General features: G+C 62.6%; 24 protein-coding genes, 1 tRNA gene and 3 pseudogenes. 17 read left to right on the top strand and 11 right to left on the bottom strand.

Features of this window, described 5'->3' with window-relative positions; all coding sequences use genetic code 11:
• Positions 1 to 15 precede the first annotated feature (15 nt).
• A complete protein-coding gene (locus ABE459_RS01585; RefSeq protein ID WP_323831733.1) occupies positions 16 to 468 on the bottom strand; it encodes a hypothetical protein in 453 nt (150 codons plus the stop codon).
• Positions 469 to 818: 350 nt separating this feature from the next.
• On the opposite strand from ABE459_RS01585, the gene ABE459_RS01580 reads away from it, so the two are divergent.
• The 6 genes from ABE459_RS01580 to ABE459_RS01555 all read left to right on the top strand — a co-directional run bounded on the left by ABE459_RS01580 (position 819) and on the right by ABE459_RS01555 (position 5,914).
• A complete protein-coding gene (locus ABE459_RS01580) occupies positions 819 to 1,595 on the top strand; it encodes an ABC transporter substrate-binding protein (protein WP_125464482.1) in 777 nt (258 codons plus the stop codon).
• Between the two features lie 24 nt (positions 1,596 to 1,619).
• Positions 1,620 to 2,309, top strand: coding sequence for an ABC transporter permease (locus tag ABE459_RS01575; RefSeq protein ID WP_323831735.1), 690 nt, complete (start codon positions 1,620 to 1,622; stop codon positions 2,307 to 2,309).
• 13 nt (positions 2,310 to 2,322) lie between these two features.
• A complete protein-coding gene (locus ABE459_RS01570) occupies positions 2,323 to 3,021 on the top strand; it encodes an ABC transporter permease (RefSeq protein ID WP_110994742.1) in 699 nt (232 codons plus the stop codon).
• A 9-nt stretch (positions 3,022 to 3,030) separates the two neighbouring features.
• Complete coding sequence (locus tag ABE459_RS01565; RefSeq protein WP_323831737.1) at positions 3,031 to 4,143, top strand: succinylglutamate desuccinylase/aspartoacylase family protein; 1,113 nt, start codon at positions 3,031 to 3,033, stop codon at positions 4,141 to 4,143.
• A 19-nt stretch (positions 4,144 to 4,162) separates the two neighbouring features.
• Positions 4,163 to 4,927: an ATP-binding cassette domain-containing protein gene (locus ABE459_RS01560; RefSeq protein WP_346647904.1), complete on the top strand. Its 765-nt coding sequence runs from the start codon at positions 4,163 to 4,165 to the stop codon at positions 4,925 to 4,927.
• Positions 4,928 to 5,008: 81 nt separating this feature from the next.
• Positions 5,009 to 5,914 (top strand): MurR/RpiR family transcriptional regulator, encoded by a 906-nt coding sequence (locus ABE459_RS01555; protein WP_323831741.1) that lies wholly within the window; start codon positions 5,009 to 5,011, stop codon positions 5,912 to 5,914.
• A gap of 125 nt (positions 5,915 to 6,039) precedes the next feature.
• Here the strand turns inward: ABE459_RS01555 and ABE459_RS01550 are convergent.
• Positions 6,040 to 6,111: transfer RNA gene (locus tag ABE459_RS01550), tRNA-Ser, on the bottom strand.
• Between the two features lie 531 nt (positions 6,112 to 6,642).
• Here ABE459_RS01550 and ABE459_RS01545 point away from each other — a divergent pair.
• A pseudogene (locus ABE459_RS01545) lies at positions 6,643 to 6,926 on the top strand (carboxymuconolactone decarboxylase family protein); the annotation flags it as partial.
• Here the strand turns inward: ABE459_RS01545 and ABE459_RS01540 are convergent.
• Together ABE459_RS01540 and ABE459_RS01535 are read right to left on the bottom strand one after the other, a co-directional pair.
• A pseudogene (locus ABE459_RS01540) lies at positions 6,841 to 7,120 on the bottom strand (cupin domain-containing protein); the annotation flags it as partial. The pseudogenes ABE459_RS01545 and ABE459_RS01540 overlap by 86 nt on opposite strands.
• Positions 7,121 to 7,395: 275 nt before the next feature.
• Positions 7,396 to 8,286, bottom strand: coding sequence for a universal stress protein (locus ABE459_RS01535; protein WP_346647903.1), 891 nt, complete (start codon positions 8,284 to 8,286; stop codon positions 7,396 to 7,398).
• A gap of 162 nt (positions 8,287 to 8,448) precedes the next feature.
• On the opposite strand from ABE459_RS01535, the gene ABE459_RS01530 reads away from it, so the two are divergent.
• Positions 8,449 to 9,345, top strand: coding sequence for a universal stress protein (locus ABE459_RS01530; protein ID WP_346647902.1), 897 nt, complete (start codon positions 8,449 to 8,451; stop codon positions 9,343 to 9,345).
• A 69-nt stretch (positions 9,346 to 9,414) separates the two neighbouring features.
• Here the strand turns inward: ABE459_RS01530 and ABE459_RS01525 are convergent.
• Both ABE459_RS01525 and ABE459_RS01520 read right to left on the bottom strand, forming a co-directional pair.
• Positions 9,415 to 9,546: pseudogene (locus tag ABE459_RS01525) on the bottom strand (universal stress protein); the annotation flags it as partial.
• A gap of 115 nt (positions 9,547 to 9,661) precedes the next feature.
• Positions 9,662 to 9,913, bottom strand: a complete 252-nt coding sequence (locus ABE459_RS01520) for an outer membrane lipoprotein OprI (RefSeq protein WP_346647901.1) — start codon at positions 9,911 to 9,913, stop codon at positions 9,662 to 9,664.
• Between the two features lie 184 nt (positions 9,914 to 10,097).
• Between ABE459_RS01520 and ABE459_RS01515 the strand changes: the two genes are divergently transcribed.
• The 4 genes from ABE459_RS01515 (at position 10,098) to ABE459_RS01500 (ending at position 13,490) form a co-directional block, all read left to right on the top strand.
• Positions 10,098 to 10,226 carry a hypothetical protein gene (locus tag ABE459_RS01515; RefSeq protein ID WP_346647900.1) on the top strand — a complete coding sequence of 43 codons (129 nt, stop codon included), beginning with the start codon at positions 10,098 to 10,100 and terminating at the stop codon, positions 10,224 to 10,226.
• A 27-nt stretch (positions 10,227 to 10,253) separates the two neighbouring features.
• The gene (ftsH, locus tag ABE459_RS01510) at positions 10,254 to 12,095 is read left to right on the top strand and encodes an ATP-dependent zinc metalloprotease FtsH (protein ID WP_346647899.1); all 1,842 of its coding nucleotides are present in this window, start codon (positions 10,254 to 10,256) and stop codon (positions 12,093 to 12,095) included.
• A 28-nt stretch (positions 12,096 to 12,123) separates the two neighbouring features.
• Entirely contained in the window at positions 12,124 to 12,549 is a 426-nt protein-coding gene (locus ABE459_RS01505; protein ID WP_232884572.1) for a potassium channel family protein, read from the top strand.
• A 371-nt stretch (positions 12,550 to 12,920) separates the two neighbouring features.
• Entirely contained in the window at positions 12,921 to 13,490 is a 570-nt protein-coding gene (locus ABE459_RS01500) for a GNAT family N-acetyltransferase (protein WP_346647898.1), read from the top strand.
• Positions 13,491 to 13,567: 77 nt separating this feature from the next.
• On the opposite strand, the gene ABE459_RS01495 is transcribed toward ABE459_RS01500, so the two are convergent.
• From ABE459_RS01495 to ABE459_RS01485, 3 genes are all read right to left on the bottom strand, one after another.
• The gene (locus tag ABE459_RS01495) at positions 13,568 to 14,074 is read right to left on the bottom strand and encodes a hypothetical protein (RefSeq protein ID WP_346647908.1); all 507 of its coding nucleotides are present in this window, start codon (positions 14,072 to 14,074) and stop codon (positions 13,568 to 13,570) included.
• Between the two features lie 158 nt (positions 14,075 to 14,232).
• Complete coding sequence (locus ABE459_RS01490; RefSeq protein ID WP_346647897.1) at positions 14,233 to 15,600, bottom strand: MBL fold metallo-hydrolase; 1,368 nt, start codon at positions 15,598 to 15,600, stop codon at positions 14,233 to 14,235.
• Entirely contained in the window at positions 15,591 to 16,517 is a 927-nt protein-coding gene (locus tag ABE459_RS01485; RefSeq protein WP_346647896.1) for a universal stress protein, read from the bottom strand. Before ABE459_RS01485 ends, ABE459_RS01490 begins: the two co-directional genes overlap by 10 nt.
• A gap of 181 nt (positions 16,518 to 16,698) precedes the next feature.
• Here ABE459_RS01485 and ABE459_RS01480 point away from each other — a divergent pair, with 181 nt between their 5' ends.
• A complete protein-coding gene (locus tag ABE459_RS01480) occupies positions 16,699 to 17,250 on the top strand; it encodes a GNAT family N-acetyltransferase (RefSeq protein WP_346647895.1) in 552 nt (183 codons plus the stop codon).
• A gap of 27 nt (positions 17,251 to 17,277) precedes the next feature.
• On the opposite strand, the gene ABE459_RS01475 is transcribed toward ABE459_RS01480, so the two are convergent.
• A complete protein-coding gene (locus ABE459_RS01475) occupies positions 17,278 to 18,204 on the bottom strand; it encodes a universal stress protein (protein WP_346647894.1) in 927 nt (308 codons plus the stop codon).
• Positions 18,205 to 18,403: 199 nt separating this feature from the next.
• Between ABE459_RS01475 and ABE459_RS01470 the strand changes: the two genes are divergently transcribed.
• The 4 genes from ABE459_RS01470 (at position 18,404) to ABE459_RS01455 (ending at position 21,811) form a co-directional block, all read left to right on the top strand.
• Positions 18,404 to 19,477, top strand: a complete 1,074-nt coding sequence (locus ABE459_RS01470; RefSeq protein ID WP_346647893.1) for an NAD(P)-dependent alcohol dehydrogenase — start codon at positions 18,404 to 18,406, stop codon at positions 19,475 to 19,477.
• A gap of 80 nt (positions 19,478 to 19,557) precedes the next feature.
• The gene (locus ABE459_RS01465) at positions 19,558 to 19,776 is read left to right on the top strand and encodes a hypothetical protein (protein WP_346647892.1); all 219 of its coding nucleotides are present in this window, start codon (positions 19,558 to 19,560) and stop codon (positions 19,774 to 19,776) included.
• Positions 19,777 to 19,778: 2 nt separating this feature from the next.
• Positions 19,779 to 20,588, top strand: a complete 810-nt coding sequence (locus tag ABE459_RS01460; protein WP_346647891.1) for a helix-turn-helix domain-containing protein — start codon at positions 19,779 to 19,781, stop codon at positions 20,586 to 20,588.
• A complete protein-coding gene (locus tag ABE459_RS01455) occupies positions 20,573 to 21,811 on the top strand; it encodes an MgtC/SapB family protein (RefSeq protein ID WP_346647890.1) in 1,239 nt (412 codons plus the stop codon). Before ABE459_RS01460 ends, ABE459_RS01455 begins: the two co-directional genes overlap by 16 nt.
• Before the next feature lie 215 nt (positions 21,812 to 22,026).
• Here ABE459_RS01455 and ABE459_RS01450 read toward each other — a convergent pair whose 3' ends face one another.
• The gene (locus ABE459_RS01450; protein WP_346647889.1) at positions 22,027 to 23,010 is read right to left on the bottom strand and encodes a hypothetical protein; all 984 of its coding nucleotides are present in this window, start codon (positions 23,008 to 23,010) and stop codon (positions 22,027 to 22,029) included.
• Between the last annotated feature and the right edge of the window lie 38 nt (positions 23,011 to 23,048).

Here is a 23,048-nt window from a genome sequence, read left to right as displayed (position 1 = left end):
GGGTATTGCCGAGGTTCAGTTCTTGGCCTGGCTCAGCTTGCTGTACAGGTCGGCCGGGAATGGCTTGCCATTGGCGTCGAACTGGCCCTTGCGGAACTGGTACACCTCGCCTTCCGACAGGTAGCCGTCGTGGTTGGCGTCGATGGCGTCGAACTCGGCATTGGCCTTGGGCGCCACCGCCAGCAGTTCGGCGCGCGAGACACGGCCATCATGGTCGGTGTCGGTACGGGCGAAGGAGGCATCGCCGCACTTGCCTTCACCGCACTTGCCTTCCGTCTGGGCGCCCTTGGCCTGGGCTGCGCCGGCGCCGCATTTACCCTCGCCGCACTTGCCTTCCGCAACCTTGCCGGCGGCAGCGACTTGGTAGCCCTGGGGCAGCGCCTCCACGGCGAAGGCCGAGGCGCTGAGATTGATACCGCCCACCAGGGCGATGGTGAGCAGGCCGATACGAGTCTTGGTGTTGGACATGTGTTGCTCCGATAGCGGTTGGGTTGTGCCATGAGGGCCCGGAACATCGCCGGCAGGCTTTTCGTTCGGGCTGACGCATTTGGCCCCAGGCGTGTATCCGGGGCGTATCCATCGGCAGCGGTATTTGTAAGCGAGGTTGCAAAGGCCGGGGGCGGATACAAAGAGATACATCCTCGGGTCGAGGTGGGTACCGGTGCCCGCTCGACCGCCAGGGTGAACCGAGCATCGCCTTTTTGACATGTTTATTTTCAGCGTATTGATTTGTGAAATTAATTGTGTCAATTTCAATTCCGCCGACCCCTCGCCCATGCAGCGCCGGGCGGCATTGCCCACCCACCGGAGTCGATAAAATGAACAAGACCGGACTTCTTGGCGCACTGGCCTTCTGTGCCTGCAGCGCCCTCGCCCACGCCGATGAAGCAAGCCTGCGGATCGGCATCGAGGCGGCCTACCCGCCCTTCTCCTACCGCACGCCCGAAGGCGAGCTTGCCGGCTTCGACTACGACATCGGCAATGCCCTGTGCGCGCAGATGCAGGTCAAGTGCCAGTGGGTGATCCAGGAGTTCGACGGGATGATTCCGTCGCTGAAGGTGCGCAAGATCGACGCCGTGCTGTCGTCCATGTCGATCACCGAAGACCGCCTCAAGTCGGTCGATTTCACCGACCGCTACTACCACACGCCCGGCAAGTTCGCGATGAAGGCCGGCAGCCAGCTCAACGTACCTGCCGTGGACCTGAAGGGCCGCAAGGTGGGTGTGCAGCGCGCATCCACCTATGACCGTTTCGCCACCGAGCAACTGGAGCCTGCGGGCGTCGAAGTGGTGCGCTACGCCTCGCAGAACGAAGCCTTCCTCGACCTGGTGTCCGGGCGACTGGATGCCACCCTCGCCGACATCGTCAACACCGAGGAGAGCTTTATAAAGACCCCCGCCGGCCAAGGCTTTGCCCTGGTCGGGCCGGACATCAGCGACCCTCAGTACTTCGGCCGTGGCGCCGGTATCGCCGTGCGCAAAGGCGACACCGCCAACCTGGCGCGGCTCAACGCCGCCATCGCCGCGATCCGCGCCAACGGCACCTACCAGCAGGTGCAGAGCAAGTACTTCCCGTTCGATATCTACGGCCAGTAACGCTGGCTTGCGAGGGTTTTCATCATGCTTCACGGCTATGGATCGAGCATTCTCGAGGGTGCCTGGCTGAGCATCGAACTGGCCCTGCTGGCCATGGCAGTGGCCATCGGCCTGGGCCTGTTCGGCGCCGCCTGCCGGCTGTCCCCCCTCAAGTGGCTGGCGGCGCTGGGCGAGGTCTACACCACGGTGGTGCGCGGCATCCCTGACCTGGTGCTGATCCTGCTGGTGTTCTACGGCGGCCAGGACCTGGTCAACCGCCTGGCGCTGGCCCTGGGTTACTCGCAGTACATCGACATCAACCCCTTCATCGCCGGGGTCTGCACCATGGGCTTCATTTTCGGCGCGTACCTGTCGGAAACCTTCCGCGGCGCCTTCCTGGGCATCCCCAAGGGCCAGGCCGAGGCTGGCGCGGCCTATGGCTTGAGCGGCCTGCAGGTGTTCTGGCGGATCAGCCTGCCGCAGATGGTGCGCCTGGCGCTGCCGGGGTTCACCAACAACTGGCTGGTGCTGACCAAGTCCACCGCGCTGATCTCGGTGATCGGCCTGCAGGACATGATGTTCAAGGCCAAGAACGCGGCCGATGCCACCCATCAGCCATTCACCTTTTTCCTCGCCGTGGCGGCGCTGTACCTGCTGCTGACCAGTGTGTCGCTGGTGCTGCTGCGCGGCGTGGGACAACGTTACTCGGTCGGCTACAAAGCCGCCGAGCTGTAAGGGAGCCGCTGCGATGATGCTCGACTACCAGCTGATCTGGCAGAACCTGCCGCTGTACCTGAACGGCATTGCCCTGACCCTCAAGGTGCTGCTGATTTCATTGGCCTGCGGCCTGGCGCTGGCAATCCCCCTGGGGCTGATGCGGGTTTCGCGCAGGTGCCTGCTGCGCTACCCCGCCTGGCTTTACACCTACGTGATCCGCGGCACGCCGATGCTGGTGCAGCTGTTCCTCATCTACTACGGCCTGGCCCAGTTCGAAGCCGTGCGCCAAAGCCCGCTGTGGCCGTACCTGTCCAGCGCAACCTTCTGCACCTGCCTGGCATTCGCCCTCAACACCAGTGCCTACAGCGCCGAGCTGCTGGCCGGCAGCCTGAGGGCAACCCCGCGCGGCGAGCTGGAAGCGGCCCGCGCCATGGGCATGTCACCCCTGACCCTGTACCGGCGCATCCTGCTGCCCTCGGCCTTGCGCCGGGCCCTGCCGCAGTACAGCAACGAGGTGCTGATGATGCTGCAGACCACCAGCCTGGCCTCGATCGTCACCCTGGTGGACATCACCGGCGCTGCAAAAACCTTCAACGCGCGCTACTACCTGCCCTTCGAGGCGTTCATCACCGCCGGGCTGATCTACCTGGCCCTGACCTTCCTGCTGGTGCGCTTGTTCAAACTGGCCGAGCGCCACTGGCTGGCCTACCTGGCCCCACGCAAGCACTAAGGAGCCTGCATGCAGCACATTGACCATTCCTTGCCCTGGAGCGCCTGCGGCACCCAGCGGAGCCTGCACGTGTTGCGTTTTGGCAACGGGCCGCGCAAGGCCTACATCCAGGCTGCGCTGCACGCCGACGAACTGCCGGGCATGCGCGTTGCCGTCGAGCTCAAGCGGCGCCTGCTCGAGCTCGAGGCCCAAGGCCGGCTCAACGGCACCATCGAACTGGTGCCCCTGGCCAATCCGATCGGCATCGGCCAGATGTTCCAGGCCACCCATCAGGGCCGTTTCGAATTCAACAGCGGCAAGAATTTCAACCGCGACTTCCCGGCACTGACCCAGGCGCTCGCCGCGCACCTGGAGGGGCGCCTGGGCGACGACGAGGCCAGCAACGTGGCAACGATTCGCCAGGCCATGGTCGAGCTCATCGACGCCCTGCCGCCGCCGCAGTCGGAGCTGGACGGCTTGCGCCGGCTGCTCTTGCGCCACGCCTGCGACGCCGACCTGGTGCTGGACCTGCACTGCGATTTCGAATCGGTGATGCTGCTCTACGCCATGCCACAGCACTGGCCGCAGCTGCGCTCGCTGGCCGCGCGCCTGGGCGCCGAAGCGGTGCTGCTGGCCGAAGGCGCCGGCGGCGACGCGTTCGATGAAGCCTGTGCGGCGCCGTGGTTGCAGCTGCGCGCGCACTTCCCCCAGGCCGAGATCCCCCTGGCCTGCGTGGCCACCACCATCGAACTGCGCGGCATGGCCGACACCGGCCGCGAGCAGTGCCAGGCCAGCGCCGAGCAGATCCTCGGCTACCTGGCCGAGCAAGGCCTGATCAGCGGCCACTGGCCGAGCGCACCGGCGCTTGGCTGCCAGGCCACGCCATTCGCTGGCGCCCAGTACGCCTACGCCGAGCACCCCGGCGTGGTCAGCTACCTGCAACCCCTGGGGGCCCAGGTGCGGGTCGGCGACCCGCTGTTCGAAGTGATCGACCCGCTCAGTGATCGCCACAGCGTGGTCCGGGCCAGCACCGACGGCATTCTCTACGCCCGCGAACGCCTGCGCTTTGCCCAACCGGGCCTGTGGCTGGCCAAGGTCGCCGGCAATACCCCCATCCGCCAGGGTCGCTTGCTCAGCGACTGATACCTACGAGTACCGACCGATGAATAAACTGCACATCCAGGACCTGCATAAAAGCTACGGCAGCCACCAGGTGCTCAAGGGCGTGTCGCTTGCGGCCAACGCTGGCGACGTGATCAGCATCATTGGCTCCAGCGGCTCGGGCAAGAGCACCTTCCTGCGCTGCATCAACCTGCTCGAACAACCCAATGCCGGGCAGATCGTGGTCAACGGCGAGCAACTCAAGTTGCGCGAATGCCCGCGTGACGGTTTGCGGGCGGCCGATCCGCGGCAATTGCAGCGCCTGCGTTCACGGCTGAGCATGGTCTTCCAGCATTTCAACCTGTGGTCGCACATGAGCGCACTGGACAACGTGATGGAGGCGCCGGTGCAGGTGCTGGGCATCAACCGCAAGGAGGCACGTGAAAAGGCCGAGCACTACCTGAACAAGGTGGGTGTCAGCCACCGGCGCGACGCTTACCCTGCGCACATGTCCGGTGGCGAACAACAACGGGTGGCTATCGCCCGGGCACTGGCCATGGAGCCCGAGGTAATGCTGTTCGACGAACCCACGTCGGCGCTCGATCCGGAGCTGGTCGGCGAAGTGCTCAAGGTGATGCAGGACCTGGCCCAGGAGGGCCGCACCATGGTCGTGGTTACCCACGAGATGGGCTTTGCCCGGGAGGTGTCGAACCAGCTGCTGTTCCTCCACCAGGGCCTTGCCGAAGAACGCGGCGCCCCGCGCGAAGTGCTGGCACGGCCGCAGTCCGAGCGGCTGCGGCAATTCCTTGCGGGCAGCCTCAAGTAAGCCCCCGGCGCTCTGCGGCCGTCCGCCGCGGGGCGCCTTGGGATACACTACGGCCCAACTTTTCAGGGAGCTTCGCGCCGGATGCCGAGCCATTCGAAGAACACCACCGTGTATGCCTCGCCGGTCATGCGCAAACTGTCGGAAAGCCTGGCCGAGCTGCCGCCTTCGCTGCGCAAGGTCGCCGACTACATTCTGCGCCACCCCTTGAAGGCCGCGACCCTGACCATCGAAGAGATGGCCCAGGCCACCGCGACCTCGCCGGCGGCGGTCAATCGCCTGGCCAAGGCCCTGGACCTGGGCGGTTACACCGGCATGAAAGCAGAGCTGGTGACCACCCTGCAGCAGATGGTCTCGCCGGTGGACAAGCTGCGCAACGAGCTGGCCCAACGCCCCGATGGCGACTTTGGCCTGCACGAACAGATCCAGAGCGCCAGCAGCAACCTGGCGACGACCGCCAGCAACAACCAGGCCGACACCTTCGAAACCTTCGTCAAGCGTCTGCTCGCGGCTCGCAAGGTCTATGTGCTGGGGTTTGGCAACAGCGCCTACCTGGCCAGCCTGGCAGCCTCTACGCTGGTACCGTTCTGCAACGACGCCCTGGCCATCAGCATGGAGGGTGGCAACGAGAACGCAGCCTACAGGCTGGCGGTGATCGACGAGCAGGACGTGCTGCTGGCGATCGCCCTGCCGCGCTACTCCCAGGACACGCTGCAACTGTCGCGCTATGCCCGCGAGCGCAACGCCACGGTACTGGCGATCACCGACTCGCCGGCCTCGCCACTGACCGCCATTGCCCACCATGTACTGTTCGCGCCCGCCGATCATCCGGTGCTGACCAGCTCCAACATCGCCGTGCTGGCGTTGATCGAAGGGTTGGTGGCCGGCGTGATGGCACGCAACAAGGAAGCGGTGAAGCTGGCGACTGAACTGACCGAGAGCGTCATGGCCTATCTGCATGTGCCGGGCGGTAAAGGCAGCAGGGGTTGACTGCGGGGCTGGCGCGGGAGCCGCCGCTCCCGTGCCGAAGTGCCGCGGCAAGAATCTTGCTCAAACAAAAAGGGCGACCCTTGCGGATCGCCCTTTTCGATGCCCGGTTACCCGGGGCTTTTGTTTGGTAGGCACAATTGGACTCGAACCAACGACCCCCACCATGTCAAGGTGGTGGCCGGATGCATTACAAGCCTTTGATTTACATAAAGTTAATTCAACCGCTGACGACTTGAAAAAGTCAAAATCAGTCTATAAAAATCAATAAGTTAGCATGCGGTTTTGCAAATGGTGCGTGCGTAAAGAATATTCTACACACCGTCCGCGCCACGAAACCGGAGCTCGCAATTCTGTGGCGCAGGACGCGGACCTGGGACCTATCGAAACACCGAAACAGCTGCCTCAAGCAAATCCTCATAGCAGATACGCTACCGGCGCTCAGTCAGCTGGACGTGTAACTAGGTTCGCCAACGACCAAGACTTGGAAATCTGTGATCACCTGGTAAAGCGAGTCCGCCAAAATCCACAGCCTGCGTACTTTCTCTGTAGGAGCGCCACCCTTGACCGCGTCTCCGTATGCCCGGAAAGCTGCCAGCGCCTGCAGGAGCGGAAGATCGCCGGCAGGTGCCAGGCTTCAATCACTCTCTCCATGCCTCGCCTCCATCATTTGACAAGGGCAGTATAGGAGGCCTCGAAGGCCTATAGCCGCCCAGCCAAAGCCCCATCAGTTCGGCGATATCTTCGAGCGCGACAACCTCGACTGGAAAAGCCGCGAACTGGCGACTGTCGGGGCCCTGGCAACACCAGGTGTAGAGGCGCAATTGCGCTCGCACATGGCGGCGAGCTTGCGCGTCGGTCTGAGCTCGACACAGTTGCATGAGGTCACGGAACTGCTGAAAAACAAGGCGATGCGCAGACGGCTGAACGTGCGGCGGAATCCAGACAGTGTCGCCCGGCCGTATTTCCCGTCGTGGGCCGCCCTCTTGCTGCACGTAGCCAACGCCCGCGGTGACGATCAGCGTTTGCCCCAGTGGGTGGGTGTGCCAGGCCGTGCGTGCGCCGGGCTCGAAGGTTACCGTGCCGCCGCCGATGCGCGCCGGCGCATCACCGTTAAACAGGCCATCAACGCGCACCGAGCCGGTAAAGTTTTGAGCCGCGCCCTTGACCGAGGGCTGCGAGCGGAAAAATTTTGGACTGCTTGGGCATCAGTGCCTCGATGTCAATGAATCGATGCAGACAGACTGCCGGCTTCCAGCAACTGGAAATCCACTACCGCAGCTGCCCGCCACATGGACGTGCCCCACTCAACGACTAATCCAGTGGCTGACTGGCTCAGGCAATCGGCAACGACAAGGTGGCAGCCAGCCCCCATGGCGCCTGCTCTGCAGGCGCACCTGCCACCCCAGACGCTCGATGATGGTGGGGACAATGGACAGCCTAAGGCCCGCCCCAGTGGGGCCGACGCGCCGACGCCCTGTGACTCAACTGGCAGGCGCAGGCCTGATGGCCAGAATACTGCACGGCGCATGGCTCACGAGTCGCTCGGTGGTATCGCCGATCAGCCTGGCCCAGCCTCTGGCCTGCACCACGCCGACCACCACCACATCGATCTTCAACTTGACGATATGCGACTTGATCACCCGCGTTGGCGCCCCTTCGCTGAAATAGCGGTGCGAGAGGGGGATGCCATGGGCATCGACGAGGGCGTCGAACGGCAACTTCAGCGACTCGCGTACTTCGTCAGCCCAGGGGCCAGCAAGGTCAGGATTGGCCAGCATGGCGACCGGCAGGTCGTAAACCGAGAGCACGTGAAGTTGCCCCCGGCATTGAGCCGCCAGTTGCTGCCCCGCCGCGAGCAATTCATGGTTGAGGGAGTCCTTCTGCGACGTCGGGCTGGCGACATCCACCGCCACCAGCACGCTGCCAGGCAAAGCCGGGGCGTCAGCCGGCACGAACATCAACGGTGCCGCGCTTGCATGCAACAGCGCCTGGTCGAGCGAGGCCTGTGCCACCTGATCGAACAAGGCGCAGCCTGGACAGTCCTTGATTACCAGGTCAGGTGCGTAGCGGGCAATGTAACCTGAAACCAGATCACGCGGACTGGAAGATTCCATAGCCTCGAAACCTGGGCGCACACCAGCGGCTGGCTGTACATCGATCAACGCCTTGAGCCCTGAGACGAAGTGCGTGAACGTGGCAGAGGGCAAGGCAGGCTCCTGCAAGGCATGACGCAGCCGCAGCTCGGCACTTTCGTGGATGCCCAGCACATGCAAGCAAGCACCGGAGGCCGCAGACAGTGCCATGGCCCGGGACAGCGCGGCACTGGCCCGGACCTCGGTCATGATCAGCAGGATCCGGCGATACGGGTTCATCGGTCACCTCCCGGCGCAGCTGCGCGGTTGTCTGGGCCTGCCATTATCGAAGCCTGTACTGGACGGTACTTGATAAAAATCAAGGCCCCCGGGCGCCATCGCGCCACCCTTGGCCTGAACCGGTATGCCGCCAGCGAGACGGCCATTGCTGTGGAGGCCAACATGAACGCCCTGACACGACTGTTATTGATCTGCCACCCGGACCTGCACCCCTCGCCCGCCCTGGCGCGCGCGCAAGCGTTGGCCAAGGCGACGAGTGGCACGTTGCACCTGGTGCTGCTGAACCACCTGCCTTCACGCCTGGCCACCCTGGACCAGATACTGCGCAGCAACGCGCGCAGGCAGAACGAGGAACACCGCAAGGCGTGGTTGCACGAGCAGGTGACGGCGCTTGGCGAGCAGGGCATCACTGCCTATGCCGAGACACTGGAAGACGAAGACCCGCTCAAGGACCTGATCCGCTTGGCACAAGTGCACCGGGTGGAAATGCTGATAAAAGACATTCGCCACGAAACCCTTGTAAGCCGCGCCCTGCTCACGCCACTGGACTGGCAATTGCTGCGTCGCTGCCCGGTCCCTCTGCACCTGGTGGCCCAGGCGGATGCCTCACTGCCAGCGCAGATCCTGGTCGCCGTGGACCTGGTCGAACATGACCCGGCCATCCGCAAACTCAACGAACGCATCCTGCAAGCAGCACAACTGCTGGCGCGCGCCTGCAGGGCGCAATTGCATCTGCTGCAGGCCTGGGAGCCCAGCGCCAGCTTCGTCGCCTATGCCGCCGCACCCGTCGCCTGGACTGATGAAAGGATCGAGGACGTGACCGGCCGGGCGCGGAAGCGCCTGAGCACATTCGCCAGCCATTACGGCATCAAGCCGGATCACCTGCACGTGCTGCGAGGCGCGGCTCGCACTGTTGTCAGTGAATACGCCAACCAGCATGGCTTCGAGGTGGTCGTCATGGGCACGCTGTACCACGAAGGGCAGGCCAAGGTGATCGGCAGTACCACCGAACAGACCTTGTACAAGGTGCACTCCAGCATCCTGGCGATCCATGGTTGATCCGCCACCTGCCTGAACAGCATCCTTGCCGTGGATGACAGGCGGCGGCGCTCAACCACCAGGATATTGCAGGGGCTCCAGCAACGCGACCACATGCAAATTGGCCGCGCTTGACCGCGCCAGCGCGGCCGCCTGTTCAAGGGCGCCGGCCGGGCGCAGCAACGGGCGCAGGATCAGCAGCAGGCGTTGATAGTGGCTCATGATTGCCTCGGTCTGTTCGGTTGATCTGAATACTTGCACGCCGTTCTTTTCTACAGAGCCCCCCGCCGTTCAAGGCTGCGTGGAAACAACCCGTGCCATCGGCGTGACATGGCGGCTACTTGCGCCGGGCCTGCTGCAGTTGCTGCACCTGGTCCTGAGCCTGGGTTGCCCGGCGCAGGGCCTCATTGGCGGTCTGCTCGACCAGATCGATGCGGGAGCACACCTCATCGGCGCGCAAGCGGGCGGTGGCAGCATTGTTCTCTGCCGACTCCAGACGCGCGTCGTATTCCGCGGTGCGCCACGGGCTGCAACCTGAAGCACTTAGCAGCAACAGACTCGCCCACCCCAATAACAGATAACGTTGCATGTAGAGACCCTCGTGGGTGCCAAGACACCCTGAGTATCGGTAGCGGCACCCGCAGCGGCCTGACATTTGTCAACCACGCAGCGTCAGTTCGCCGAGTTTGACCTTTATCAATCGCCTCGCCCGATGCAGGGGTAAAAACAGCGAAGGGCCCCCCTGCCCCTTCGATCTGCCAAAGGGGCCCATCATGAACGACCTTGACTTGCGAGACCTTGCGCTCGAAGAGCACCTGCCAGGCGTGCGCAAAGTGGTGGAGCGTGCGGCCTGGTCGGTGCCAGGTGTGAGCAAGGTCGAAGACTACCTGTTGATCGCCTAGCCCGCGCACACAGAAGGAGGGATGGCCATGAACAACGATCAGCCCTGGAAGCTGTATTTCCTCGCAGTCGGGCTGGCCGTGCTGGCTGCCGCGCAGTTCGGCCTGTTCAGCCGGCCGGCCGTGCAGGCCATCCCTTACAGCCAGTTCCTGCAGTTGCTGGAGCAGCAGAAAGTCAGCGACCTGCATGTCGAACGCGAACGCATCCTGGGCCGGTTGCAAGAGCCCATCGACGGGCACACGGTGTTTTCCACTGTACGTGTCGACCCGGCACTGAGCGAGCAACTGGGGCGCTCGGGCGTGGCATTCAGTGGTGTCGTCGAGGACAGTACCCTGGCGACCGTGGTCGGCTGGTTTATGCCACTGCTGATGATGCTGGTGCTGTGGTACTTCCTCTTTCATGGCCTGGGGCAGAAACAAGGCCTGGGCGGTTTGATGGGCGTTGGCAAGTCACGGGCTCGGGTGTACGTCGAGAACGACACCAAGGTCACCTTCACCGATGTTGCGGGCATCGATGAGGTCAAGGATGAGCTGACGGAGATCGTCGCTTTTCTCAAGAACAAAGCCTGGTACGCACGCCTTGGCGCGCATGTGCCCAAAGGCACGTTGCTGGTCGGCCCGCCCGGCACTGGCAAGACCTTGGTCGCCAAAGCCATTGCCGGGGAAGCGGCAGTGCCGTTTTTCTCGATCTCAGGTTCGGAGTTCGTCGAGATGTTCGTGGGCGTGGGCGCTGCGCGGGTACGTCACCTGTTCGATCAGGCCCGCCAGGCAGCGCCTTGCATCATATTCATCGATGAACTGGATGCCCTGGGCAAGATGCGCGGCATCGGCAGCTTTGGCGGCAATGACGAGAAAGAACAGACACTCAATCAACTGCTGGCCGAACTGGACGGCTTCGACCCGCGCGAAGGCGTGGTGCTGCTGGCAGCGACCAACCGGCCCGAAGTGTTGGACCCGGCACTGCTGCGCGCCGGGCGCTTCGACCGGCAGATCATCATTGATAGGCCCGACCGCAAGGGCCGCCTGGCGATCCTGAAGGTGCACCTGCACAAGATCGTCTACAAGAACGACCTTGATTGCGAGCGGATTGCCGAACTCACTCCGGGCCTGACAGGCGCCGATCTGGCCAACCTGGTCAATGAAGCCGCCATCGTCGCCACCCGGCGGGCCAGCCAGTGGGTCGAGCTGAAGGATTTCACTGCAGCGATCGAACGACTGGTGGCCGGTGTCGAGCGCAAGGGCAACGTGCTGCGCAGCGACGAGCGGCAGGTGGTGGCATACCACGAAATGGGCCACGCACTGGCCGCCAGCAGCCTGCCGGCGATGGACCCGGTACACAAGGTGTCGATCATCCCCCGTGCCGCTGGCTCGCTGGGCTACACCCTGCAACGGCCCACCGATGACCGCTATTTGATCAGCACGCAAATGCTGCGCGACCGGCTCGTCGTGCTGATGGCCGGGCGCGCCGCCGAAAACCTGGTGTTCGGTCAGGTTTCCACAGGCGCCGCCGATGATCTGGGCCGCGCCACCGATATCGCCCGACAGCTGATCACCCGCTTCGGCATGAGTGCAGCGCTGGGCCAGGCGGTGCTGGAGCGCCAGCAGGCCAGTTACCTCGGTGACTCGCTGCTGCATCAGGAGCGCAAGGACTATTCGGAGCAGACCGCCCGCGAGATCGACCTCGGCATCCGTGGCCTGCTGGAAGAGGCCTACGGCCGTGCCCGCACTTTGCTCGAGCAGCGGCGCGCAGACCTGGATGCCGGTGCGCACCTGTTACTGGCCAAGGAAAGCATCACCCCGGAAGAATTCCCGGCGTTGCTGCCGCGGGTCCTTGACCCCGCCACCCATACCTTGATCGCCAGCAAGCAGTGACCCTGCAACCCCGTCCTGAGTAACGACGATGCTCACTGTCACGCTGATCAACATGCTGATCGTGATCCTGGTGGTGGTCATTCATTACGAATGCCTGCTGCGCCTGAATGACTGGCTACCGCGCCTCAGGCTGTGGAGCAGGTTCCGTATCGTCGCGGGGGTATTCGGCGCGTTGCTGGCCCATGCCGTGGAAGTCTGGTGCTTTGCCCTGGCTTATTACCTGATGGCCCATGCCGAGGGCTGGGGAAGGCTCAGCGGTAATTTCGACGGGAGCTTTCTGGACTGTGTGTATTTTTCCTTCACCACCTACACCACCATAGGCTTCGGCGACATCGCCCCCACCGGCCATCTCAAGTACCTCACCGGGCTGCAGGCGCTGACCGGCCTGGTGCTGATCACCTGGACCGCCTCGTTCCTGTTTCTGGAGATGCAGAAGTACTGGAAAGCCAAGTGAACATCGAATGGTCACGTGCTCACGATCACGCGCGCCTGTCGGTTTGATCGCGATCAACGTGCTGCACCAGACCGGGCCCAAGCTGAACTCAGATGGGTCACAACTTACAGTGAGGCCGCAATGGACCGGGGTGCCAATGCACGCGTTCACTTAGTCGAATTGCCGCACGGCTTTTTACCTGCAGGCATGTGCTCAAGTTGGCTGGGCTGCAAAAGGTTTGCGCCATGGCCAACCAAGGGTCGATAACACCCGCCCGGGCTTGCTGCAGATGAATCCACGCCAGCGGCCAATCCTTTGACAACTGTCAAGTCAACTCGCAGTCAAGCGCCGACACTGGCCTTCCCTGGTTCAATCAACGCCGAGGATATGCCATGACCCCCGCCGAACGTTCAAAGCACCCCTCCAAACCGCCCTTTCCAACACCCGCAGGCGAGCACTGGATCGAAGCCCTCGATAACGGCGCCCATGTGCTCATCAGGCCGTTGCAACCCAAGGACCGACAGCGGGAAAAGGCCTTCATCGAACGCCTTTCGCCCGAGTCGCGGCATTTTCGCTTCCTTTGCCAGATCAGGGAGGCCGGCAAGGCCATGCTCGACCAGCTGATGCAGGTCGACCAGGACCGACAGGCGGCCTTCGTCGCCCTCGCCCACGTGGATGGCGAACTGCAGGAGGTGGGTATTTCCCGCTACGCAGCCGCTGTCGGCAATGACACCTGCGAGTGTGCCGTGACAGTTCTCGACAGTTGGCAACATCTTGGGCTGGGCCGATTATTGCTCAGGCACCTGATTGATCATGCCAAGGCCAAGGGCTTGCGGCAGATGTACTCGATCGACTCGGCAGCCAACCAGCCCATGCGCGATCTGGCCAAGGCGGCAGGCTTCACCACAACTGTCGATCAGGATGACCTGAGCCAGGTTATCCACCGGCTCAACCTGAGTTGATCACTGGCCGCCGCGCAAGGCCCTAAGGCGCGGCGGCCTGCCTGCGCAGGCGTGCCCAGGGTGACAACCGCCTGCTTTCAAGGCGTACTTGCACTGCCTTGCTCGGGTAACAGATCGAACTGCGCGAGGCAGCGCTGCTCATCCGCCGGGGTAAGCGCCTGCAGGCCACTCACTTCCTGGAGCGGCGTTTCGAACAACGCCAGGCGGATCACCCCATTGCGCTGCAGGAAGGTTTGCGCCAGGCAGGTACACACAGGTTTGCCGACCAACGCCGCAAGCTGCTCATCTTCAGGCACCTGCACCTGTGCCTGCAGGTTGGCCGAGCAGTTTTCCACGATCTGCGCCACGGAGCGCCCGGCCAGCCATATGGTGGCACCGCCCAGCACCGCCAGCAGCAACAGCATACCCATCAGCACGTTCGACTCCCGGGCGATCGAGCGCAGAAATGCCAGCCTGGCCTGCCAGCCCGACTCCTGGCCGTTGAAAATTGCTTTGCCGACCGCGCGTTTCACGCCGCGCTGCACTACCCAGCCCAGCGCCACACTCAATGCCAGCAGGCTAAGGAGCACGGCCGGATCACGCATGGGCATGCGCCAACTCGGGCTCACGGCGCGATAGACAGATGCCGCAAGGAGTATCGCTGCGATGGCCACGATCCAACCTAGGCTGCCCCTGGGGCGGTGTATCCAGGCCCGTAGTTTCTCTCGTGCTTGCGTGTTCATGACTACCTCCATCGCTGGGTTCAGCGCACAGGGTCTATGGCAACGGTTTCCTGATATTCCGGCACGCACACCTGCCACCCCAGCTCCAGGCTGATGCGCCGTCGCAAGGTGTCGGCAGCGTGTGGCTCGCCATGGATGACGTAGGTCTGCCGCGGTGGCCGAGTGAAACCGCGCAACCACTCCATGATTTCGTCGGCGTCGGCATGGGCGGAAAGATTTTCCATGGCGTGCACCTGTGCCCGGATGGGCACGTCCTCACCCTGCAGGCGCACGCTGTGAGCACCAGCGACAATATCGGCACCCCTCGTGCCTCCCGCCTGAAAGCCGGAAAACACGATACTGTTACGCGGGTTCGGGGCCAGCGCCTTCAGGTGGTGCAACACACGCCCACCGGTGGCCATGCCACTTGCGGCAATGATTACCGCCGGCTCGCGCAGCTGGTCCAGATGGCGGGACTCATCGACCGTGCGGATGATCCGTGTGCCCTTGCACATCGCGGCGCACTCCGCAGCCGGTAGCCGATGCTCGTTGCGAAACTGCTGATACAGGGCGGTGGCATCGGTGGCCATCGGGCTATTGAGGTACACCGGGATATCTGGGATAAGCCGGTCACGCTTGAGCTTGTAGAGGTAATACATCAGCAGCTGGGCGCGCCCAACTGCGAATGAGGGAACCAGGACGATGCCATGGCGCAGGAGTGTCTGGTTGATGACCTGGGCCAGATATTGCTCTGTCGATTCTGCCGGGTGCTGGCGATCACCGTAGGTGGACTCCACCAGCAATACATCCGCCGATCGAATCAGCTCCGGCGCCCGCATGATCGGGTCTTGCGGCCTGCCCAGGTCACCCGAGAAGATCAAGGTCTGCCCGTCGGCGCTGATCTGCACCGTCGCCGCCCCCAGGATATGGCCGGCCGTGCGCAACAGCAGGTCCATGCCCTCCGCGATCGGCGTCGCCTGATGCAGCTCCACAGGGCGCAACAGTGCCAGCGCCTGCTTCGCATCCTGTTCGGTGTAGAGCGGTCGCGCCGGCGTGTGTTTGGAATAGCCGTGGCGATTGGCATGTTCGGCCTGCTCTTCCTGCAGCCGCGCGCTGTCGAGCAAAAGCACCTCAGCCAGGGCGCAGGTTGCCGGGGTGGCATAGATCGGTCCGCTATAGCCCTCCCTGACCAGCACCGGCAGGAAGCCGCTATGGTCGAGATGGGCGTGGGTCAGCACGACCGCGTCGAGCCCCCGCAGTTTCGGTGGCAAGGGCTCCCAGTTGCGCAGGCGCAATTGCTTGTAGCCCTGGAACAACCCGCAGTCGACCAGTATCCGCGTGCTGTTGTGGGTCAACAGGAATTTGCTGCCGGTCACCGTCCCGGTGCCGCCGAGAAAGGTCAGTTGCATGGCCAAGGCTCCTGGGTTTCGAACACATGGGGATGAACCGCGAGCACGCTGCACGGTGGGTGGCCGACGATGCGTTCAGTGGTGTCGCCCAGCAACTTGTCCAGCCCTTTGGGCTGCACCACGCCCATCACCACGACGTCGACCTCCAGGGCCGCGACCTGTTTGCGGATCACCTGCACCGGGCCGCCCTCCATAAAGTGCCGACGGTCCGGCGCCACCCCTTCGGCCTCGGCCAAGGCATTGAAGGGTTCCTGGAGCGCTTCGCGCATCTCCTCGACCCATGCCTGGGTAACGTTCATATCCGCCGCGAACACTCCGGCCATGTTGTAGGCAGACAGCAGGTGCAACTGGGCATCGCACTGCAGTGCCAAGGCCTGGGCGACACGAATGAGTCCTCGATTGAACTGTTCCTGCGCGGCTGGCGTCTCGCTGAAGCTGGTGTCCACGGCAACGAGAACGCGCCGGGGCAATGAGACGGCCGCCATCGGCACGAACTGGGTGAGCCCCATGAAACCGCGCATCAGCGCACAGTCCAACGGGGTGCCGAACAGCCGCGTCATGGCCGACGCGGCTTCACTGTCTTTGATGACCATGTCCGGTTGCAGCTCGCTGATGTAGGCAATGGACTCGCTACGGATATCGCCGTCGGCGAGGCTGTCGACCGTCAGAGCCAAACCGCTACCGCGGTGCCGCTCGACCAGCGTTCGCAATTGCTCGCGATAGTGGTCGTACTGGCGCTTGATATCGGCCTCATTTAGTCGCTCTTCGCGCAGCAAGTGTGCCTCACTCGGCTCGAACACCCCCAGCACGTGCACGCGGGCCCCGCTGGCATGCGCCAGCGCCAGCCCCCTGCGCAGCGCGGCTGAGTGCGGATCGACCTCGGTAAGCAGCACCAGCAATTGTCGATATTGGCTCATAGTGGACCTCCGGGCTTGCGCCGCTGGGGTGTGATGAACGGGATTTTCCAGTGGGGGGCGCACTGGCGCTTGATGCAGATCAGAAACCCGTGATCCGGTCCGAAATTGACGATTGTCAGAACCGCGGCGGCCGGCCACGTTACAACGGCATCAGGCATCTATCCGGGTGATGGGAGGCAACATGAATACGCAGCAGACTGAACAGCCGGGCGCCTGCGAGCACTGGGTCGAAAAACTGGATGACGGCACGCCCGTGCTCATCCGGCCGCTGCGCGAGGAAGACCACGACCGCGACCGGCGCTTCCTCAGCTCGCTCACCTACGAGGCCCGGCGCTTGCGCTGTATCGCCGGGATCCACAGCGTCCTGCCCAGCCTGGACCACCCGCAAGGGATGCCCGTCGAGCATCATCAGCGCATGGCCTACGTCGCGCTGGCTCACGTCGACGGCTGCCTGCAGCAGATTGGCGTCAGCCGTTACGCCGGGGTAGCGGGCAGCCCGCGCTGCGAGTGTGCAGTGGCGGTGCGGGAGGACTGGCAGCGTAGAGGCCTGGGCAAGCGCCTGCTGCTGCACCTGATCGAAGCCGCGCGGCGCAATGGCTATGAGTGGATGATTTCCAGGGACCTGGCGAACAATTACGCCATGCACCGGCTGACCAAGGCGCAGGGATTCACCTCAGGTTACCTGGGCGGCGATGTCAGCGAGATCCTTCACGAGCTTGACCTGCGGGCCTGAAAACAAGGCCCTTGCGGGCCTTGTACCTCACCCCTGAGAACGCTCGGGGGAAATCACCAGCACACTGTTGGACAAGCGATGCAGTACACGCTCCGCGGTGCTGCCGATGAGCCAGCCGATGCCGTGGTGGTGATAACTGCCCATCACCAGCACATCGATATCATTGTTGTCCATGAACAGGGCTAGAACCTTGGCCGGGTCGCCTATGCGCATGTGGCGGTGCTCGACGGCGATGCCATTGCGCTCGGCAAGGGCCTGGAAGGCATCGCTCTGGGCTTCGTGAAGCGTCTGGGCGAGGTTGGAATCGAACAGAAACGAATGCTCCCGGCTGCCGTTGGCGTCCAGGTACATCGAACCCAGATCATAGGCATACAGCAGTTCGATCTGCGCGTTGCACTGCAGGGCCAGTTTCAACGCTTCGCTGATGATCTGGTCGTTGAAGCCTTCGAACTGATCCTCGGGCCTGGACAGGTCCACCGCCGCGAGGATCCGACGCGGCAACGCATGGCTGGCCTTGTGCACCAGGTGCAGCGGGATGCAGGTTTCGCGCAGCAGCTGGATATCCAGGGACGTGAACATGGCACGCGTCCACCAGGGCTCATGCTCGAATTCCTTGATAAGCATGGCGAACGGCTGTTCGCGCAGATGCACCAGGACCTCGTTCAAGGGATGCTGCACCCACACCACTTCGGTGGTGACCGTGACACCGTTGCGCCGCATCGGCTGCGCCTGGCTTTCCAGCCATTCGCGGTGCTGCTGTACATAGCCTTCGCGCATCACTGCCAGGGCCTGGTCATTGACCAGGCCCGCCGTGGCAAGCCCTTCCACGTAATCAAAAGCCACGATATGCAGCGCCATGCCTTTGGCCTTGGCCAAGGCTGCGGCTCGGTCGTAGACGGGGGTTCGGCGCATCAAGGGTGATGCGATCAACAACAGTCTTTGCGGGGTTTCCATGGCACACCTCGGCAGTTGCGATACGTACCCGAAGCATCGTTTACCCGTGTTTTGCAGACTTGACGTTTGTCAATTGGCGCCCCTACGGACAAACGGTATTTCCCGCAGCACACAAACTTGACGAGGATCAACGTATCGCCAGTTGCCGGGCGCACGCTACGACCATATCAACAACGATCTCCAGCCCCGGAGGCGTGCCATGGCCCTCATGAAAGCAGCGGTGTTCGTCGAAAAGAACCGTATCGTGCTGGACGAAAAACCCATACCCGACATCGGCCCTCTGGACGCCTTGCTGCGCGTCACCACCACCACGATCTGTGGCACCGACGTGCACATCCTGCGCGGCGAATACCCAGTGGCCAAAGGGTTGACCGTCGGCCATGAGCCGGTGGGTGTGATCGAAAAGCTCGGCTCGCAGGTGCAGGGGTTCCATGAAGGCCAGCGCGTCATTGCCGGCGCCATCACCCCCAGCGGTCACAGCAACGCCTGCCTGTGTGGCTGCGGCTCGCAGGACGGTGTAGGCACCGCCCATGGCTTCAAGGCCATCGGCGGCTGGAAATTCGGCAACATCATCGACGGCTGCCAGGCCGAATACGTGCGTGTGCCGGACGCCATGGCCAACCTCTCCCCCATTCCCGATCAGCTAAGCGACGAGCAGGTACTGATGTGCCCGGACATCATGTCCACCGGGTTTTCCGGGGCCGAACGCGGTGGCGTGACCCTGGGCGACAGCGTGGCCGTATTCGCCCTGGGGCCGATCGGCCTGTGCGCGGTCGCCGGTGCCCGGCTGCTCGGTGCGACCACCATCATTGGCGTCGATACCGTGGCCGAGCGTATCAGCGTCGCCCGCCGCATGGGCGCCGACCAGATCGTCGATTTCAGACAGGGCAATGTGGTCGAGCAGATCATGGCGCTCACCGGTGGACGCGGCGTGGATGTGGCGATCGAAGCACTGGGCACGCAAGCCACCTTCGAGGCGGCGCTGCGGGTGCTGCGGCCGGGCGGTACCTTGTCCAGCCTGGGTGTGTACAGCACCGACCTGCACATACCACTGGGCCCGTTCGCCGCCGGCCTGGGTGACTACCGCATCATCACCACCCTGTGCCCCGGCGGCAAGGAGCGCATGCGCCGGTTGATGGAGGTTGTCGCCAGTGGCAGGGTCGACGTTTCACCGTTGGTCACACACCGCATGCGCCTCGATGACATCGAAACCGCCTACCAACTGTTCGCCCACCAGCGCGATGGCGTGATGAAAGTGGCAATAACGCCTTGAACCGCGGAGCTGGCCGGCAGGGACGCCTTCGCTTCGCATAGTTCTGCAGTTTCCTGCCCATGCATGCTCCGGAGGCCCCCGTGAACATCCACGTCGAGTACAACACCGAACAGAACCGCTGTTGGGTCCGCATGGACGACTGGCGGGTAGGTTTCAACACGGCCGCTGAAGCCGAACAGTTTGTCGAGCGACTGAATGCCCGCCTCAACGCCCCCCATTCGTGGGGCATGCTCTCGGACTGGTCACCCCGCCCAGGTGCAAAAGCTCGGGCTAATCTGCGATGTGCGAAAGAGGCTTGAACATGTCCGGCCAACTGAAAGTCACGCTGCTCGAGCAACCTGCTTCGCCTCCGGTCCACCTGAAGCCGCTGGCGACGCCGTGTGGCGAGTGTCGGGTCAGCGGCCTGTGCCTGCCCACCGGTCTGCCCCTGCATAACAACAGCTGCCTGGCCGCGCTGATCGGGGCACGCATGCGCATCCGCAAAGGCACGGCGCTGTTCAATGCCAATGATCCCTTGACCACGCTCTACGCCGTGCGCTGCGGCAGTTTCAAGACCAGCCTGAACAGCGCCGAAGGCCAGGGTGTGGTGATCAACTTCTGGATGCCGGGTGATGTGCTCGGCCTGGACGCCATCGCCACCGACCACCATGTCTGCGACGCGATAGCACTTGAAGACAGCGAAGTCTGCCCAGTGCCGTATCGTCGCCTGCAAGCGCTGGCACGCGACTTTCCGGTATTGCAGCAAAGCCTGAACCGTTTGATGAGCCGGGAGATCGTGCGTGAGCACGAGCGCGTGCTGATGCTGTGCAACCTCACCGCCGAGCAGCGCCTGGCCAGCTTTCTGATCGGGCTTTCCAGGCGATTCGTCAACCGTGGCTACTCTGCCCATGGCTTCATATTACGCATGTCGCGCGAGGATATAGCATCGTACCTGGGCCTACGCCTGGAAACCGTCTGCCGATCGGTCGCCCGCTTGCGTGCGTTAGGCATCGTCAGCCTGCGCGGCAGGCTGGTGGAAATACTCGACATGCCCGCATTGATGGCGCTCGAGCAAGGCGCCCCCGACAATGAACGCACGCAAAACCTGAAAGAGCCATGCTCGACACGCTGAATGTTGGCCACGGCGCTGTGGCGCTGGGCATCGGCATGCTGGTAGGCCTTGAGCGCGAACGCAAGAAACGTCGCGACGAAGAACCTGCTGCAGCCGGGCTGCGGACCTTCGCCATCACTGCCCTGCTGGGCTACGTCAGCATGCTGCTGGCAGGGCCTGTACTGGTAGCGACAGCGGCTCTGGGCCTGGTACTGCTGCTCTGCCTGCAGTACCGCCACTCGCCCAGGAAGACACCGGATGTGACCGGGGAGATCGCCCTGTTGCTGGTGCTTGTCCTGGGCGCGCTGAGCGTTGCCGAGCCTGAGCTCGGCGCTGCCGCAGGTGTGGTCACGACCGTACTGCTGGCCCTGCGCCGCGAGCTGCATCATTTCGTGCAGCAGCAACTGAGCGAACAGGAACTGCGCGATGGCCTGACGTTGCTTACGGTAACATTGGTTGTATTGCCACTTACACCCGACCGCTTCTTGGGCCCATACAATGTGCTCAACCCACGTACCCTGTGCACCTTGGTCGTCCTGCTGATGGCGGTGGCGGCGCTGGGCCATATTGCCATTCGCCTCATGGGCCCGCGCTATGGCCTGCCCTTAAGCGCTATCGCTTCAGGCTTTGCTTCGGGTTCGGCGACCATTGCCCTGCTGGCCCATGAAGCCAAGCGACAAAGTGCTGCCGTGCGTCCCATCGCTGCGGCGGCAGTACTGTCCAACCTAGCCACTATCACTCAATTCGCCTTGGTGCTGAGCGTCATCGACCGCCACCTGCTCGCCCCTTTCCTACCAGCGGTCGGCCTCGGTGCACTGGTTACAGCGATCTATGGCGTGTTACTGCTCGCACCATGGCGCGGGGTATCGAGCAGCTCGGCAGTGCATCCGGGAGATGGCGCCTTCAACCTGTGGACAGCTCTCATCATCACTCTCGCCCTAACTGGTATCGCCTTGCTCTCGGCGTTTCTGCTTGAACACTTGGGACACAACGGGGCCAGCATCGCAGCGTTCATCAGCGGCCTAGGCGATGCCCACGCAGCAACGGCATCGGCAGCCTCGCTGGTGGTTGCAGGTCGGCTTCAAATGGCCGAGTTGGTGGTGCCGGGCATGATGGCTTTGACGGGGAACACACTGACCAAATGTGTTTTAGCGTTCAGCAATGGTGGCTACGATTTTGCGCGGTACCTAGTCCCGGCGCAGCTCATTATTCTCGGGACGATGTGGCTGGGAATGCTGGCGTAACGACTCCTCACGGGCCAACATTACAAAGACAAAAACATTATGAATAATGCCTTTAATGAGAGCTCGCGATGCAGCCGTAGAGTTTTGAACTCCCATGATTGATAGCGAACCAGTTTCCGCTATCGACCCAAAGCTGCCCTTCAGGAAAAGCAGCAATCGGCCAGCAGCAGTCGATCGGTGATCACTAGCTACCCCACTATGGACGAGGCCATTCACTAGAATAGTATGTCCTCGAAAGGGTCTATCACCGACTCGAGAGGCATCGCATTCTTAGGCAGCGGCAGGTTCGTAACAATGAATAGATCGAGAATGTCATTCCTGTCCATAAACATGATCTGAGAACGCTTAGTTGCGTCCAACTTATTGCCTAGCCAGTTTCTTGCAGCCTTTGTTATCTCGCCGCCCGCGACGATAAATGCATGGTCAACTAGTACTCGTCGATTAAGTTCCGAGTCGAATATCTCATGCCCTAACATCATGCTCACCTGATTATGAATCTCGGCAACGTTTACTGAACCAGCCTTTCCGACACCTGCTGAGTCTAGCTTTCCCTTCTTCACTTGAATTCCGAAGTAGAGGACATGAAGAGTCGGCAGGGTGTATTTCATCCAAACGTCCTTGCCGTACTCCAAGGCCTTATCTTTGTGACCCGCTGCCGTGATTCGATGAAAGCCCAGCTGACGGAATAATGGCAACAAGACTTCCTCGATTAGTTCATCTTCGGAGCACTTATCGAGGTACATAATGAGCAGCTCTCTACGTTCCACCTCTGCTGGACTCAACGGCCGATGAGGGTTTGCCATCTGCACTATGGTGTTCGTGGCACTGTGGCGCAGCTGGCCGATACCGTGCTCGTCGTAGAACGCTTCCCAACCTTCCCTCGCAAGTACGGTATTAAGAGCGGCGAGTGCTTTGTTCCTGTCCGGATCACCGTCCTGGGCATCGCCCTTGTCAAGAGCTGAGCGGATGATCCGAATGAAAGCATCGGGAGGAACCGAAGGGGTCGAGTGCGGCAAGTCCAGCACCTCCTCCAATCTGCTTGCAACCCAAGACCAACGGGTCGAACCGTCGTGCACGTAATCTAGGTCGCAATCTTGGAAAAACTCCGTAATGTAACTACTTGACCGATAACGAAAATATTCAGCGTCGCCGCAAACAATTTTAGCGAGTTCTCTGATATTCCTGTTCTTCCATTTCATGTTCCATTCCTCAGCTTGCTGAGTGAGGCTGGGGCGCA

It is taken from the genome of Pseudomonas sp. TWI923 (genome assembly GCF_039673365.1).
Lineage (GTDB): Bacteria > Pseudomonadota > Gammaproteobacteria > Pseudomonadales > Pseudomonadaceae > Aquipseudomonas > Aquipseudomonas sichuanensis.
The sequence above is the reverse complement of the archived record's forward strand: the minus strand, read 5'-3'. Positions and strand labels throughout refer to the sequence as shown.

Excerpts from the sequence above, each read along its gene's own strand:
- ABE459_RS01585 (WP_323831733.1), bottom strand. The coding sequence starts at position 468 with ATGTCCAACACCAAGACTCGTATCGGCCTGCTCACCATCGCCCTGGTG.
- ABE459_RS01580 (WP_125464482.1), top strand. The coding sequence starts at position 819 with ATGAACAAGACCGGACTTCTTGGCGCACTGGCCTTCTGTGCCTGCAGC.
- ABE459_RS01575 (WP_323831735.1), top strand. The coding sequence starts at position 1,620 with ATGCTTCACGGCTATGGATCGAGCATTCTCGAGGGTGCCTGGCTGAGC.
- ABE459_RS01570 (WP_110994742.1), top strand. The coding sequence starts at position 2,323 with ATGATGCTCGACTACCAGCTGATCTGGCAGAACCTGCCGCTGTACCTG.
- ABE459_RS01565 (WP_323831737.1), top strand. The coding sequence starts at position 3,031 with ATGCAGCACATTGACCATTCCTTGCCCTGGAGCGCCTGCGGCACCCAG.
- ABE459_RS01560 (WP_346647904.1), top strand. The coding sequence starts at position 4,163 with ATGAATAAACTGCACATCCAGGACCTGCATAAAAGCTACGGCAGCCAC.
- ABE459_RS01555 (WP_323831741.1), top strand. The coding sequence starts at position 5,009 with ATGCCGAGCCATTCGAAGAACACCACCGTGTATGCCTCGCCGGTCATG.
- ABE459_RS01535 (WP_346647903.1), bottom strand. The coding sequence starts at position 8,286 with ATGAACCCGTATCGCCGGATCCTGCTGATCATGACCGAGGTCCGGGCC.
- ABE459_RS01530 (WP_346647902.1), top strand. The coding sequence starts at position 8,449 with ATGAACGCCCTGACACGACTGTTATTGATCTGCCACCCGGACCTGCAC.
- ABE459_RS01520 (WP_346647901.1), bottom strand. The coding sequence starts at position 9,913 with ATGCAACGTTATCTGTTATTGGGGTGGGCGAGTCTGTTGCTGCTAAGT.
- ABE459_RS01515 (WP_346647900.1), top strand. The coding sequence starts at position 10,098 with ATGAACGACCTTGACTTGCGAGACCTTGCGCTCGAAGAGCACCTGCCA.
- ftsH (WP_346647899.1), top strand. The coding sequence starts at position 10,254 with ATGAACAACGATCAGCCCTGGAAGCTGTATTTCCTCGCAGTCGGGCTG.
- ABE459_RS01505 (WP_232884572.1), top strand. The coding sequence starts at position 12,124 with ATGCTCACTGTCACGCTGATCAACATGCTGATCGTGATCCTGGTGGTG.
- ABE459_RS01500 (WP_346647898.1), top strand. The coding sequence starts at position 12,921 with ATGACCCCCGCCGAACGTTCAAAGCACCCCTCCAAACCGCCCTTTCCA.
- ABE459_RS01495 (WP_346647908.1), bottom strand. The coding sequence starts at position 14,074 with ATGCGTGATCCGGCCGTGCTCCTTAGCCTGCTGGCATTGAGTGTGGCG.
- ABE459_RS01490 (WP_346647897.1), bottom strand. The coding sequence starts at position 15,600 with ATGCAACTGACCTTTCTCGGCGGCACCGGGACGGTGACCGGCAGCAAA.
- ABE459_RS01485 (WP_346647896.1), bottom strand. The coding sequence starts at position 16,517 with ATGAGCCAATATCGACAATTGCTGGTGCTGCTTACCGAGGTCGATCCG.
- ABE459_RS01480 (WP_346647895.1), top strand. The coding sequence starts at position 16,699 with ATGAATACGCAGCAGACTGAACAGCCGGGCGCCTGCGAGCACTGGGTC.
- ABE459_RS01475 (WP_346647894.1), bottom strand. The coding sequence starts at position 18,204 with ATGGAAACCCCGCAAAGACTGTTGTTGATCGCATCACCCTTGATGCGC.
- ABE459_RS01470 (WP_346647893.1), top strand. The coding sequence starts at position 18,404 with ATGGCCCTCATGAAAGCAGCGGTGTTCGTCGAAAAGAACCGTATCGTG.
- ABE459_RS01460 (WP_346647891.1), top strand. The coding sequence starts at position 19,779 with ATGTCCGGCCAACTGAAAGTCACGCTGCTCGAGCAACCTGCTTCGCCT.
- ABE459_RS01455 (WP_346647890.1), top strand. The coding sequence starts at position 20,573 with ATGCTCGACACGCTGAATGTTGGCCACGGCGCTGTGGCGCTGGGCATC.
- ABE459_RS01450 (WP_346647889.1), bottom strand. The coding sequence starts at position 23,010 with ATGAAATGGAAGAACAGGAATATCAGAGAACTCGCTAAAATTGTTTGC.